Source organism: Sorangium aterium, from assembly GCF_028368935.1.
In the GTDB taxonomy this organism is placed as follows: Bacteria; Myxococcota_A; Polyangia; order Polyangiales; family Polyangiaceae; genus Sorangium; species Sorangium atrum.
Genome location: NZ_JAQNDK010000001.1, coordinates 3,410,103 through 3,424,227, shown reverse-complemented (window position 1 = coordinate 3,424,227; position 14,125 = coordinate 3,410,103). Strand labels below are relative to the sequence as shown.

At 72.6% G+C, this 14,125-nt stretch carries 9 protein-coding genes; 5 read left to right on the top strand and 4 right to left on the bottom strand.

The window, feature by feature from the left end; translation table 11 throughout:
• Positions 1-37 precede the first annotated feature (37 nt).
• The 4 genes from POL72_RS12675 (at position 38) to POL72_RS12660 (ending at position 5,630) form a co-directional block, all read left to right on the top strand.
• The gene (locus POL72_RS12675; RefSeq protein ID WP_012239102.1) at positions 38-1,375 is read left to right on the top strand and encodes a Stp1/IreP family PP2C-type Ser/Thr phosphatase; all 1,338 of its coding nucleotides are present in this window, start codon (positions 38-40) and stop codon (positions 1,373-1,375) included.
• A 162-nt stretch (positions 1,376-1,537) separates the two neighbouring features.
• Positions 1,538-3,118, top strand: coding sequence for a hypothetical protein (locus POL72_RS12670; protein ID WP_272095426.1), 1,581 nt, complete (start codon positions 1,538-1,540; stop codon positions 3,116-3,118).
• Positions 3,119-3,180: 62 nt separating this feature from the next.
• On the top strand, positions 3,181-4,680 hold the full coding sequence (locus POL72_RS12665; protein WP_272095425.1) for a hypothetical protein: 1,500 nt from the start codon (positions 3,181-3,183) through the stop codon (positions 4,678-4,680).
• A 5-nt stretch (positions 4,681-4,685) separates the two neighbouring features.
• A complete protein-coding gene (locus tag POL72_RS12660) occupies positions 4,686-5,630 on the top strand; it encodes an RluA family pseudouridine synthase (protein WP_044966392.1) in 945 nt (314 codons plus the stop codon).
• Positions 5,631-5,726: 96 nt separating this feature from the next.
• On the opposite strand, the gene POL72_RS12655 is transcribed toward POL72_RS12660, so the two are convergent.
• Positions 5,727-6,635 carry a peptidoglycan DD-metalloendopeptidase family protein gene (locus POL72_RS12655; protein ID WP_272095423.1) on the bottom strand — a complete coding sequence of 303 codons (909 nt, stop codon included), beginning with the start codon at positions 6,633-6,635 and terminating at the stop codon, positions 5,727-5,729.
• Positions 6,636-6,855: 220 nt separating this feature from the next.
• Here POL72_RS12655 and POL72_RS12650 point away from each other — a divergent pair, with 220 nt between their 5' ends.
• Complete coding sequence (locus POL72_RS12650; protein ID WP_272095421.1) at positions 6,856-8,229, top strand: LA_2272 family surface repeat-containing protein; 1,374 nt, start codon at positions 6,856-6,858, stop codon at positions 8,227-8,229.
• On the opposite strand, the gene POL72_RS12645 is transcribed toward POL72_RS12650, so the two are convergent.
• The 3 genes from POL72_RS12645 to POL72_RS12635 form a co-directional block, all read right to left on the bottom strand.
• Positions 8,168-10,468, bottom strand: a complete 2,301-nt coding sequence (locus tag POL72_RS12645) for a CapA family protein (RefSeq protein WP_272095420.1) — start codon at positions 10,466-10,468, stop codon at positions 8,168-8,170. The genes POL72_RS12650 and POL72_RS12645 overlap by 62 nt on opposite strands.
• Positions 10,469-10,930: 462 nt before the next feature.
• Positions 10,931-12,040, bottom strand: coding sequence for an HPP family protein (locus POL72_RS12640; protein ID WP_272095419.1), 1,110 nt, complete (start codon positions 12,038-12,040; stop codon positions 10,931-10,933).
• A 118-nt stretch (positions 12,041-12,158) separates the two neighbouring features.
• Positions 12,159-14,084, bottom strand: coding sequence for a hypothetical protein (locus tag POL72_RS12635; RefSeq protein WP_272095418.1), 1,926 nt, complete (start codon positions 14,082-14,084; stop codon positions 12,159-12,161).
• Positions 14,085-14,125: the final 41 nt, after the last annotated feature.

Genomic DNA, 14,125 nt, shown 5'->3' with positions numbered 1-14,125 from the left:
ATTTCCTCCCGCGCCCTCGGTTAGCCTGCCCGAACCGATGGGCCTGTCCGAAAACATCAGGTTTTATGCGGCGACCGATGTTGGCCGCATGCGGGACCACAACGAGGACAACTACCTCGTCGACAAGAAGCTCGCGCTCTTCGTGGTCGCCGACGGGATGGGCGGGCACGCCGCTGGCGAGGTCGCGAGCGCCCTCGCCGTCCGCATCATCCACGAGGAGCTGAAGAAGGAGCGGGACCTCATCGAGAACCAGGCGCGCAGCAACGTGCGGCGCGCCGCGATGAAGGAGGTCCTCAGCCTGCTCGAGCACGCCGTCCAGCGCGCGTGCGCCCGGATCCACGAGGAAGCGAAGGCCGACACGACGAAGCGCGGCATGGGCACGACGCTCTCCGCGCTCCTCATCGCCGGCTCGCACGGCTACATCGCGCACGTCGGCGACAGCCGCATCTACCTCCTCCGCGAGGGCCGCATCCAGCAGGTCACCGAGGATCACACCGTCTACAACGAGCTCATCAAGCGCGGGAAGCTCACGCGCGATCAGATCGAGAAGGTCGCGCAGAAGAACGCGATCACCCGCGCCGTCGGCGTGTACGAGCGCGTCGAGGTCGACACGCTCACCATCGAGGTGCTCCCGGGCGACCAGTTCCTCCTCGCGTCGGACGGGCTCCACGGGTACATCGCGCACACCGCGGAGCTCGAGCCGTTCTTCGAGGAGGAGAACGGCGAGATCGCCGCCAACGGCCTCATCGATCTCGCGAACAGGAAGGGCGGCAAGGACAACATCACCGCGATCCTCGTGCGGCTCGGCCAGGGCGACCACCGCGACAGCGTCCGCGCCCGGCTGCTCGCCCTGAAGCGCGACGTGCTCGCGAAGATGCCGCTCTTCGCGCGCCTGCAGGAGCGCGAGATGCTCCGGGTCATGCAGGTCGCCGAGGTGCTCTCGTTCGAGCCCGGCCAGATCGTGGTGCGCGAGGGAGATCGCGGCGACGAGCTCTTCATCGTGCTCTCGGGCCTCGTCCGGATCATCCGCGGCGAATCGGTGCTGAGCGAGGTCGGCCCGGGCGAGCACTTCGGCGAGATGGCCCTCATCCGCAGCATGCCGCGCTCGGCCACCGTCTCGGCCGTGGAGCAGAGCGAGCTCATCGCCGTCCGTCGCGCCGATTTCTTCGAGATCCTCCGCAAGGAGCACGAGCTCGCCGTGAAGCTGCTCTGGCAGTTCCTGGGGGTGCTCGCCGACCGGCTCGACCAGACGTCGCGCGACCTGAGCACCGCCCGCGAGGAGCTCGCCGCGGAGGACATCACGAGCGAGATCTTCCCCGACAGCGAGGAGGGGAAGAGCCCGTTCGCCCCCGAGGAGCGCTCCTCGGCGCGCTGAACGGCGCCCTGAACGGCGCCCCGCGGCCGCGGACGACGCGGAACGGAGCGAATTGCTGCGGCGTGAGCGGCGGGGCGCGACCGCGCGAGCCGGGCGAGCGATTCGCGGATTGACACCCTCCTACCCCGGCCGGTAGCGTCCGTCCGACGGATAACCATGAGCATGCACGGCAGAAGGTACTGCGAAGGCCATCTCGCTCGCGTCGCCATCAACGTGGCTGGGGGCTCGGCGTTCGCGTCGCTCGCGCTCGCTGCGGCGGCTCTCCTCGCCGCGTCCCCCGCGGCCGCCGACGAGCCGCGGAGCGCCACCGAGCCGCGGCTCATGATGGAGACGGGCGAGATCACGAGCGTCGTCGACGCGTTCGACGACGGCGACACCTTTGATCTGAACTTCAGCTTCGGCTTCGAGTACGCGTCGAAGAGCGCGAAGATCCGGCGCGAGACGAGCATCGCCGGGCCGGGGCTGTCGTCGGGCGGCTACACGTCGAACCTGCTCAACGTGGCGACCTACAACGAGGCGACCTCGAAGCTCAACCTGCGCCTCGACGTCGGCCTCTACCGGGACCTGGCGCTCTACCTCAGGATGCCGCTCATCCTGAACCACACGCGCGAGCTCACCGATCTCAACGGCAGCGCCGGGGCGGAGGCGCAGGCCGTCGCGCTCGCGGGAGCCCCGGGGGAGCAGCTGTTCCAGATGCCCTTCACGTCGCCGAACCGGAGCGGCATCGAGTACCTCGCCGTCGGCCTCGACGTGAACATCATGAACCAGGCGCGCGACCGGACGAAGCCGACCTGGCTGTTCGGGGTCGAGGGGCGCTTCCCCGTGAGCGAGCCGATGCACGCCTGCACCGAGGCGCCGAAGAGCGGCCAGGTGAAGTGCGCCGATCCGACGGACGTCAACCGGAACAACAGCAGCGACAGCGAGTTCGAGGGGGAGGGGATCGCCCAGCGCGACCCCGGCGTGTCGCGCGGCACCATCGGCCTCGAGGTCCACACGTACCTGTCGAAGCGGATCAAGTACGTCGAGCCGTACGGCGGGTTCAAGGCGCTGTTCGAGTTCCAGCAGGAGTCGAGCGACTACGGCCTCACCGACCTGAAGACGTCGCTGGTGAACCACCCGCCGCTCGTCGGCAGCGTGATGCTCGGCGTGATGATCGTCCCCTGGGAGAACCGCGAGAAGTACACCGGGCTCACGCTCGATCTGCGCTTCACCGGCGAGTACCACTCCGAGGGGCGCGACTACTCGGAGCTGTTCGACGCGCTCGGCTCGAGCGACGCGAGCTCGCTGCGCCAGCCGCAGTGGGCGGCGTTCCGCGACAACGACGCGTACGATCCGGACCTGTGCAGGACCGGCGATGCGAGGGCCTGCTCGCCGTCGGTCGTCGACCAGGGCTCGCAGCGGACGTACTTCACGGGGCTCAGCGACGTCCAGCCGTACGGCTCGTACCGCGCCTCGGCGAGCGTGACGTGGAGGGCGGCGGAGCTCGTGAAGTTCCAGATCGGCGCGGGCTTCCGCCACGATGGCGGGCACGGCATCGGCGGCGACCAGCCGTGCAACTCCCAGTACAAGGACAGCCTCGGGGCGGCAGGGCCTTGCCGCCGCCAGGACGCGGACGGGCGCCTCACCGTCACCGGCAGCCCGAACCCCAACTACCGCCCGACCATCAACGCGGTCGGCCGCCGCTTCTACATCAACGACAGCAACACGTTCGACCTCTTCGCGAGCGGCACGTTCATGTTCTGATCGACGCCCCGAGCGGCGTGGCCACCGCGGCGAGCGCCGCCTCTGGCCGAAGCAGCAACCCCATGATCGACCCCTGGCACCTCCGCGGTGGCGCGGGCGCCCTGGCGCTCGCCGCGGCGCTCGCCGCCGCGCTGCCAGCGTCGGCTCAGCCTGAAGGCGCGGCGTCGCCCGCGTCGGTTCAGCCTGAAGACGCCGCGTCGCCCGCGCGCTCCGGAGGACACGAGCGCTCGGCGCAGCCGCCGGCACCCGCGCAGCCGTCGAGGTCGGCCGTGGTGCTCGCGACAGCGGTCGCGCCCGAGGCCGAGGAGCGCGCCGCGCCGCTCGCCAGCGCGCTCGACGCGCTCCTCTCGGACACGGCGCAGGACCTCGGCCTCTCGGTGGATCTGGCGGACCGCGTCGCCTCGCGATCGCGGCCCGACGAGGCCGAGCTCATCGAGCGCGCGCGCTCCAGCGACAAGCTCTTCATCGCGCCGAGCCTCGAGCTGCGCGGCGACGAGGTGGAGCTCAGGCTCGCCCTTGCGTCCGGCGGATCGAGGTCGCTGAGGGTGCGGGTCGAGCGCGTCGCGCGGGACGACCTCGCGGTGCGCGCCGCGGTGATGCTCCGCGACCTCCTGGCCGAGCTCGACGTCGGCGCCGCCGCGGCCTCTGCCTCGGCCCGCGAGGCGCCGTGCCCCGAGCGGTGCCGCGGGCGCCTCGCCACGCCGGCGCGCAGCATGGGGAAGGCGACGCTCGCGGCCAACGCGACGCTCTACGGAGGCCTCGTGGGCTTCTCGATCCAGCGATCGAGCGGCTCGGACGACCCGCGCCTGCTCTACCCGCTCCTGGCGGTCGGCGCCGGCATCGGGCTCGGCGGCGCGATCATCATCGCGGAGGAGTGGGACGTCGGCGTGGCCGACGCGTGGTACCTCGGGTCCGGCACGTGGTGGCCGACGATCGCGGGGCACCTGATCTACCAGGGCCGCTTCGCGCAGCACGCGGAGGATCCGGCCCAGGAGCGCTGGGCCTCCGGGCTGATCGGCGGGACCGCCGGGATCACGCTGGCGGCGCTCGGGCTCTCGCTGGGCCGGATGTCCGAGGGCGGCGCGCTGATGGCGCAGTCGGGCGGCGGGCTGGGGCTCATGATGGGCGGGCTGGTCGAGTGGGCGGGGCGGGGCGACGTGCAGCGGACGCCGATCGCCGGGATGGGCTACGGCGCGGCGCTCGGCTGGCTGGCGGCGGCCGCGGCGGCGACGCAGCTCGACGTCACGCCGTCGGAGATCCTGGCGATCGACGTGGGCGCGATGCTCGGCGGGCTGGGCGCCGCCGCGCTGGCCAGCCCGCTCGTGTTCGAGTCGCCGACCGAGGCGCAGCAGCGGGCCTGGGTCGGCGCCACGGCCGCGGGCTTTCTGCTCGGGGCGGGCGTCGCGTGGCGCGTGACCCGCCCTACCACGGCCGGCGCCCGCAGCGCGGGCCCCTCGTGGAACCGGTTCGGCCTGCCCATGTTGGGAGTGATAGGAGAGAGCGTGGTCGGGAGCCGGCGAGCGCCCGCGCTCGGCCTCGGGTGGCAGGGGGCGATTCCGTAGGAGCTATGAAGATCACGATCACCGAGCTGGATGCAGGGACGCGCCTCGACAAGCTGCTCGTGCAGCTTCTCCCCGGGCTGGGGCGGGCGGGCGCGAAGCGGCTGTTCTCCGAGGGGCGCGTGCGTGTGCTCGGGGTGGGGAAGAGCGGCGCTGGCCGGCGCGCGTCGAAGGGCGACGTCGCGGCGGCCGGCGAGGTGCTGGAGGTCGACGTCGAGCCCACGGAGGCCTCCGGCGCGGCGACGCCGGATCCTTCCGCGCCGCTCGACGTGGTGCTCGAGCGCGACGATCTGGTGGTGGTGAACAAGCCCGCCGGGGTGCCGACGGCGCCGCTCCATCCGGGCGAGCGCGGGACGGTCGCGAACGCGCTCGTGGCGCGGTACCCCGAGATGGCGGGCATCGGCTTCTCTCCACGGGAGCCCGGGCTGTGCCACCGGCTCGACACGGACACGAGCGGCCTCGTGCTCGCGGCGCGCACGGCCGCGGCGTTCGCGGCGCTGGGCGCCGGGCTGAAGGAGGGCCGGCTCGACAAGCGCTACCTGCTCATCTGCCAGATCGGCGATCTCCCCGAGATGGGCTCGATCGAGGTGCCGCTCGCGCCGCACCCGAAGGACAAGAAGCGGGTCTACCCGTGCATCCACCCGCGCGACGTGGCGCGATACGCCCCGAGGCCGGCCGCGACGATGTACAAGCGCGTGCGGCAGGTGGGGCTCTGGGAGCTCGTCGAGGCGCGGGCGCCGCGGGCGCTGCGGCACCAGATACGGGCGCACTTCGCGTCGGTGGGGCACCCGCTGGCCGGCGACGTGCTCTACGGCGGGCCCGCGGTGGAGGGGCTGAGCCGCCACGCGCTGCACGCGCACTACATCGGGTGGGGCGGCAGCGACGCGGTGCCTGCGTTCGTCGTGACGTCGTCGCTGCCCGCGGACATGGCGGCGCTGGTCGGCGAGGCCTGAGCCGCGGGCTCGCCCGGGCGCCGCGCCGCCTCGGGGCGCGCTCGCGCCTCGACCGAGCGAGCGCGCACGCGCGCCTCGCCCGGGCGCCGCGCCGCCTCAGGGCGCGCTCGCCTCGACGACATGGCCCTCGACGTCGCGCGCCCGCGCCGTGATCTGGAGCTCGTCGGCCGACGCCGTGCCGCCGAGGTCGCTGAAGCGGAACGCGATCACGTACGCCGACGACTGCGCATTGAACTTCGCCGGCTCGATCCGGATGCCTCCGAGGCTCTGTTCGTCGATGGTCGCGGCGTCTCCCTCCCCTGTATATTTGCGGTTCCACTCCTCGTAGTTGAACACCCGCTCCTCGATGACCTCTCCGGTCGACCGGCTTGACGTCGCGACCGCGACCTCGACGAGGCCCGGGGAGATGCCTGGCAGGGTGGCCTCGACCTCGACCGAGACGCTCGACGTGGCGTCCTCGTCGGTGCGGCGCGCGGAGAGCGCCGGCGGCAGCCCGCCCGGCGTCGGGAGGAAGCGGAGCGGGTGCACGCAGTACACCTTCTCGTGCCCTCCCTCGCGGATCTCGAAGTGCAGGTGGGGGAACAGGCTGCTGGCCGCGAGGCCGGTATAGCCGATGTGCTGACCGCGCCCGACCTGATCGCCGGTCTCGACGACCGGCATCGCCAGGTGGATATAGGTGCTGTAGAAGCAAGCGCCCGGCGGATCGCAGTGCTCGATCTGCACAACGACGTCCTCGAAGTCCTGGTAGCGGCCTGCGCGTATCACCTTTCCGTCGGCGACCGCGTACACCGGGGTGCCCATGACGGTGGGGATATCGATGCCGCGGTGGAAGTCGTAGACGCCATCGCGCGAGGTCTGCAGGCGGGGACCGAAGCTCGACGACATCGGCTGGATCTCGTCCGTCCCTCCGATCGGCCACACGAGGTCTGGGCCTTCAGTCTCCGAGCCGCAGCCGGCGGCGAGCGCGGAGAGGGCCAGCACGGGCGCGAGAGACGATGGCTTCATGGTGGCGAGTCCGTGGTGCGTGGGCGCAGCGCAGGTGGCGAGTCCACGGCGCAGCGCCGCCCCCGCAGGGTATCGAAGCACCGCGCGGAAGTCGAGCCAGGGGTGCTGTGATGGATCCATGCGGCGCCGTGATGGACCCGCGCGGCGTGACGCCGCACCATGGCTCGATTCATCGCCTGCGGAGCAGCCTTTCGGCGCTGCACGCGTGTACGATGGTGCGATGTCGCGGTGCGCGAGGTGTTCTCTTCGGACCGCGCCGATCGTCGCGGCCTGCGCGCTCGCTCCGGCCGTGCTGGCGCCGCGCAGCGCTCTCGCGCAGCAGCCGGCGGACGCGGCGCCCGGGCGCGCCGCGCCCCGATCCGCCGGGCCGAGCGACCCATCCGGCGCCGGCGGCGCGGGCGGGGAGCGGGCGCGCCGCGGCCCGGATACGCCGTATTTCCCCGTCAACCTGTCGCTCATTTTCCCGCTGAGCACCAACGCCACGGCGCCCGATCTCGCGACCCACCTCGATCTCGCGCTCCTGCTCGGGCGCGTCGGGTTCGTGGACGGCGCCCAGATCGGCCTGTTCTCGTGGACGTCGGGGGATCTGCGCGGGTTACAGCTCGGGGTCGCGAGCGTCGTCTCGGGGCGCGCCGAGGGGCTGCAGCTCGCGGCGGGCTTCGCCTTGGCGGACGCTCCGCTCGCGGGGGTGCAGCTCGCGGGGCTCTTCGGCTGGGCGAGCACGACGGTCGCCGGCGCGCAGATCGCCGGCGTCGCCAACCAGACGTACGCCGACGTCGACGGCCTGCAGGCGGCCGGCGCCGTCAACGTCGCTCGCGGACAGGTGACGGGCGTGCAGGCGGCTGCCGTCAATATCGGCCGCGTCGACGGGCTCCAGATCGGCGCCATCAACGTCTCGCAGGAGCAGCGCGGGCTCCAGATCGGCATCATCAACGTGGCCCGCAAGATCGACGGGCTCCAGATCGGCGTCATCAACGTGACCGACAACCTCGAGGGGGAGTCGCTCGGCCTCATCCCGCTGCCGCGCGAGGGGGGGATCCGGCTCGCGCTCTGGGGGAGCACTGGCCTGCACGGCAACGTCGGCCTCAAGTTCTCGAGCCGGTATGCCTATACGATTTTGAGCTTCGGGCTCCACAGCGAGCCGCGCGCGCCGAACGCCAACGACGGGCGCGCGGCGGAGCGCGAGCCCCTGTATGCCGTGGGCCTCGCGATGGGCTCTCGCCTGCCGCTCGACGTCGAGGACCTCTCGCTGAGCGCCGATGTCGGCGCCTACCACCGCGGCCCGTTCCAGGGCGATCTCCCCGGGCGGAACGAGGTGCTCAAGGCGCGCGTCTCGGCCTCGTACGCGCTGGCGGAGCGCCTCTCGCCGTTCGTCTGCGCGGGCGGCTACATGACGTTGCGGGGCGAGGGCGCGCTCGACGTCGGCGGCGGGCCCGAGCTCTGCCTCGGCGTCGAGCTCGGCCTGCTCGACGCCGCGCGGCGTGTTCGCGCGCCCGCCGCGCCCCCCGCCGTCGCGGGCCGCGGCGGCGCGCTCAGGGCGTCGCCGGGGCCAGCGCGTACGACCGGTGCGTCATCGTCACACCGAGGCTCGTGAGCGCGGGATCCGTGGCGGTGCAACGCACGAAGCTCCAGTCGTTCGGCGTGGCGAACGCGAACCCGAGGGAGCTGTCGGCGACCGTGCCCTCCCACTCGATGAGCGACACGTCGTCGAGGAACGAGGTGGCCTCGCCGCTCGCCGGCACACCCGCCCTGAAATAGAACCGGACGGAGCCCGCGTTCGCCGGCGGGGTCAGGTCGACGGTGAACGGCTGCCAGCCGTAGGTGCCGGCCGCGCGCGTGAACACGACGCTGTTCGACACGCTGGTCCCGCCGCTCGTGTACCAGTAGACCTGCACACGCATCTGGCCGGCGTTGTCTCCCTTCATGTAGCCGGTCAGGGTCAGCTTGCGGCCAGGCTCGAACTTGACGCGGTTGTTCATGTAGGTGGAGACCTCGGAGGTGCTGCTCGACTTGCGCAGGAACACCATCGCTCCGGTCCCGCCGTGGACGACGCTGTTCTCGATGTAGCGGTATTCGCTCATCGACCACATCGAGCCTTCGTGCGAGGTGTCGTCGATGTCGCCGTCCTCGAAGTCGCCGTAGAGCATGATCTCCCGGCCGTAGTCGCAGCTCGCGGCGGCCGTCGTCCGGACGGCGGCGAGCGAGTCCGCCGGGCTCGAGCGCAGGTGCGCGAGGGGGGCTGTGCGGCGGCTCGTGAGCGGCGCGCTCCGCGTCTCGACGGCGTCGCTCGTCGTGTACTGCGAGGGGCTGCTCGCCGCGACGGCCCGCGGGCCGCTCGCGAACACGACGGCCCCGGTGAGGCCGTCCGCCGCCTCGCCGGGCGCGGGCGCCGCTGGCAGCGTCGTGGAGAGGTGACCGATGTGGCGGATCGCCCGGCCGAGCCAGGCGCCGCCCACGAGCTTCGGGACGTAGTCCTCGTTCTGGAACGGGATGAGCTGCACGCGGTGCACCGCGCGGTTGCCGCTCGCGTCCTCGTCGATGTCGATGGCGGCGAGGTACGACTGGTACGTCTCGAAGACGTCCTGATCGAAGACCATGTTGCCGAGCGACATGAAGATGTAGCGGGGGCCGGCGCCGGCGTTGTACAGCCCGATGCCGTGGATCGTGTGCGGGTGGTGCGCCACGACCATGCCGGCGCCCTTCTGGACGAGCTGGGTGAACCGCCGCCGCATGCCGGACGACGGATAGTCGCTGTACTCGATGCCTCCGTGCACCACCGGGATGGCGAAGCGCCCGACCGCGTCCTGCGCCATGAAGTCGCTGATCTCCGTGAGGCCCAGCTCGAGCGCGCCCGCCTTGGGAGGAGGCCCGTCGGAGGCGGTGAGCGCGTACTCCGGGAGCGTCGTCCCGTCGTTGACGATCTGGTTGAACCCCTGGAAGGCCACGTCGACGCCGCGGAGCGTCCGGTAGAGCACGGTGCCCTTCGCCATCGTCTCGTCGAGCCCTGCGCCGAACCAGTCGAGGCCGGCGTTCGGGACGGCGGTGAGCGTGTCGGCGACTCCTGCCCCCAGGTAATCGAACATGTGGTTGTTGCCGAGGCTCACGGCGTCGACGCCGGAGAGCGCGAGCGCCCTGACCGTCTCGGGGTAGGAGAAGAACGTGAACGACTTGTAGGGGTGGGGTGTCTGCGGGTTGGCGGTGACGGGGCACTCCAGGTTGACCTGGGTGTAGTCGGCCGACGAGAGGACGTCGCGCAGGAAGGTGAGGATGGCGCTCGCGTCGGCTTGCCGCGTCGCGGGGCGGATGAGGTCGCCCACCTCTCCCTCGATGCCGTCTTCGTCGCTGTCGATGAAGCGCCGACCGAACATCGTGTCGCCTCCCACGAGGATCCGGGCGCGGCCCGCGCGCTGCTCGGTCAGCACGACCCGGCCGACCCCGGCACCCGCCTCGGCGAGCGGCCGGTGCAGGTCGGCAGGGATGATCTCGCTGTAGTACCCGTCGACCTCGACGCGCAGCAGGACCGAGCGCCGCGCGAGCGCCGAGAGCGTGAACGCGCCCGCGCCGTCGGTGAACGCGATCTCGCCGTGGTTGACCGCGCCGCTCCCCCAGCCGATGGCCGTCACCTCCGCCCCCGCGACCGGCGATCCCGCCTCGTCGACGACGACGCCGGTCACGTCGATGGGGGCCGCCGCGTAGGTCGCGTCGTACGCGGCCTCCGTGGCGTCGAACTGGTACGCCGCCGACGCATCGCCCGCGGCGAGCCAGGCGCAGGCCGCAGCGCACACGGACAGCGGCCTGGATGTGATGACGCGGACAATGGGTCTTTCTGCCATGTTCGCTCCCGATCGGTTGAGGCCTGTTCGAGGACGGATGACCGCAACAGGCGTGATGGGCGCCAGAGCTCCTTCAGGGCCGGCTCAACACGTGCAAATGTGACGTGCAAATGTGCCGTGTGACCAGACTCCGAGGTGACCAAGGCCGACGATGGGGTCGCGAGCGTCGACTGGCCGCTCAACCCTCGCTGGAGAGGCCGCGAGGGCGCCGACCCATGCAGGATTCGATCCGTTTCAGCGATGGCGCTGGAGACAAAGACGATTATCTCGAGACTACCATGCTTCGGTCATCGCTCGCTATACGCTCGAGCGGAGCCGACCGCGATTTGTTGTCTTGCCGTCTTGTCGTCTTGTCGTCTTGCCGGCGTAGCAAGGTGTTCTTGCACGTGAAGGCGTGTGCATGGATGGTGCGCTGTGGCGATGCGCGCCTGTGTCGCATGGGGGCGTACTGCCCTGGGCGCACTACCCGACCAGCGCCGAGCCCTTGGCGAGCTGCGCGCGGCCGATCACGGCCAGGAGATCCGTTTGGGTCACGATGCCGCGCAGGCGCATCTTGGCGTCGACGATCAGCGCTTCGTGCACGCGCCCTCGGGAGAGGAGCTGGAAGAGCTCGTTGATCGGCGTGTCCTCGCCGGCGGTCTCGAAGTAGATGGACGGCAAGTCCCGCACGGTGGCCTCGGGCATGACAGACGCGATCGAGACGTCGATCGCGCCGTGCACGACGCCTCGCTCGTCGACCACCGGCAAGACGCGCAGGGCGCGCTCGCGGAGGCGGCGGAGCGCGAGCGCGCTCGGATCGTCGGGGTGAATCGTGACCAGATCGCGCGACATGATCTCGCCGCAGGTGAGGCCTCCGCGCAGCCGCCGGTGCGCCTCCTCTTCGACGTGCCGGACGAGGGCGATCAGGTCTTCGCGCTCGACGTCGAGGGGCGTACCCAGGCGCTCGAGGGCGGCGTCGATGTCGCTCGGCGAAAAGCCGACGCGGAGCTCGGGCGGGGCGTCGGCGGTGCCGTGGGGCGAGACCGGCAAGGTCACGACGTGCGGGTAGCTGCGGCGCACCAGGTTGTTGAACAGCAGCCCGGCTGCCACGAGCAGCAGGGAGTTGATGGCGACCGGCACGAGCGCGAAGTGATAGCCCAGGCTCGTCACGACCGGGCCGCCGATGACCGCCGTGAGCGCCACCGCGCCCGCGGGCGGGTGCAAGCACCGGAGCAGGCTCGTGACGGCGATGGTGAGCGCGACCGCGGCGGCGCCGGCGCACAGCGGATCGGGGATGACGCGAGCCGCCGTGACGCCGATGACGGCCGCCAGCACGTTGCCGCCGAGCACGGACCACGGCTGGGCGAGCGGGCTCGCGGGGACCCCGAACACGAGCACGGTCGAAGCGCCGATCGGCGCTATCAGGAGCGGAGCGTGCGCGGTGGGGCCGAGGCAAGCGTGCATCACGACCCCGGTGGTCAGCAGCCCGAGCAAGCCCCCGACAGCAGCGTAGATCCGCTCGCTGACGAGCAGCGGCGTGCGCATGGGCTGGAACCGCGTAAGAAAGCTCGAGCCCGCAACTCCGAAGCTCATCGCGCGGCCATATATCGAGATGTTCGCGCGCTGTCTACGAAGGCTTACGAAGGCTCACGGACGCTGACGAGGGGCTCGCGGATCGCGAGAGCGTGTCGGGACGGGGGCCGACTCGGCGCTACGCCGCAGCGGAGACCGCCTTCTTGCGGGGGCGCGGCGCGCGAGTCGCCCCGGCCGCGCCGGCGCCGGACGGCTTCGTGGGTGTGGCGCTCGCGGGCGGGGTGGACACGGCGCGGACCAGCGCGGCGGCGATGGCCGCCGTCATCCTCGCGGTCGGCAGGCGCGGCGTGAACGCGAGCACGCGCTCGCCGGGGCGCCGGCCGCGCGAGGAGCGGCCGCTCTTCGCGACCCCCTCGACGGCGCGCTCGCACGGAGAGCCGGGGGCGACGCGCAGCAGGACCTCGGGCAGCCCGATGGCGCCGCCGGCGCCGGGCGCGTAGACGACGCCGACCTCGATCGCGACGAAGCCGGGGAGCGCCGCGCGCGGCGAGAGGCCGAGCCGGAGCTCGTCGGCGTCGGGGCTGCCGTCCGGGATGCGGAGGCGGCCGACGACGCGGAGCTCCTGCGCCGCAGCCGCGGCGCCGGCGGGGGCCTTCCGCAAGCGCCGCACGCGCCGCGCGACGTCGCGCAGGAACGCGACCGGCCGCGCCGCCGGATCGGCGGGGAGCTCGGCGAGCCGGCCGGTACAGAAGATCGCGAGCAGCGCCGTCGCGTCGAGCGCGAGCAGGTGGGCGTGGTACGGCGAGGCCGCCGCCACGGCGTGGACGCCCGCGCCGAGCGCGGCGAGCAGCGCGACGAGCAGCGCCTTGCCGGCGCGCGTCGAGACGTCGAGGTAGACGCCGCGCACCCGCGGCGGCTCGCGGAACGCCTCGGCCTCCGCGATGGGGAGCCACTTGCCAGGGCGCCGCAAGGTCGCGGCGGCGCGCTCCGGGCGGGGCGTGCGGTGCGCGGCGAGCGCGGTCGCCGCGGCCACGAGCGCGGCGCCCGGCGTGCCGTCCGTGAGCAGGAGCTCCAGGGCGACGCCCGCGACGAGCGCGAGCCCCGCGAGCGCGGCGCGCGGCGCGAGCGGGATCGGGACGATGGGCCGCGGCGCGACGCCCGCGGCGCGGGCGAGGCGCTCGTGCTCGCGCGCCTTGAGCGCGACGAGGGCGCTGTAGAGCGCGAAGAGGACCACGCCCGCGGCCACGTAGAGGGTGCGGCTGCGATCGGGGCTGCCGGCCGCGGCGTCCGAGATGCGGCCGAGCGTGTCGGCCCCGGGCTTCGCCGCGGCGGGCTCGGGCTGGAAGGCGCGCGCGTCGGCGCGGACCGCCCACCGGATCGGCTCGGCCTTGGGGGCGTACGGGCGGAGCAGCTCCAGCTCGTCCTTGTCGAGCGCGCGGCGGAGCGTGGAGAGCGTCGTCGGCGCCGGGAGCGCGTCGGGGGACGCCGCCTCGCCCGCCTCGTCGGGCCGCGCCTCGTCGACGCGCGGCTCGTCGGGCGCGGCCGGCAGCGCGACGGTGAGCCGCGCCGAGTCGTAGCCGTCGTCCCAGACGGGGCCGCTCCAGGAGACGCGGGAGCTCGGGCCGTCCTGCCGGATGAGCCCGCGCTTCATGAGGTCCGTGCGGTAGCGGAAGAAGAGCACGAACACCCCGCGGCTCAGCCCCTTGCCGTCGAAGCGGGCCCGCATCGCCGCCGGGCGGCGCGTGCCGTCCTCGCGCGGCCGGGGGTCGGGCGGCAGGAGCTCGATCGCGACCGGCGTCGCGGACGCGAGCGAGCCCGCCTCCGCGGCCTTGAAGGGCACGGCGTAGCTGCCCTCGTCGAGCTGGGCGTCCGGGTCGACGCCCTGGATGTCGAGCGCGCGGAGCGGCCCGCCCGAGATCTTCAGCGTGACCTTGTGCTCGACCGTGGCGGCGCCGGCCCGATCGATCGACAGCCGCACGTCGTCGCCGGCGACGTGCACCTCGACCCACGCGCGCGCGGGGAGGGCGAACGCGATCGACAGGAGCGCCGCCAGGAACGGGAGCAGCAGCGCCGGCCCGGGGCGGCGGGCGATGCGAGAGGGCATGGTCCAGGAGTCCCACGGCGCCGCGCGCGGGGCCAAGTTCC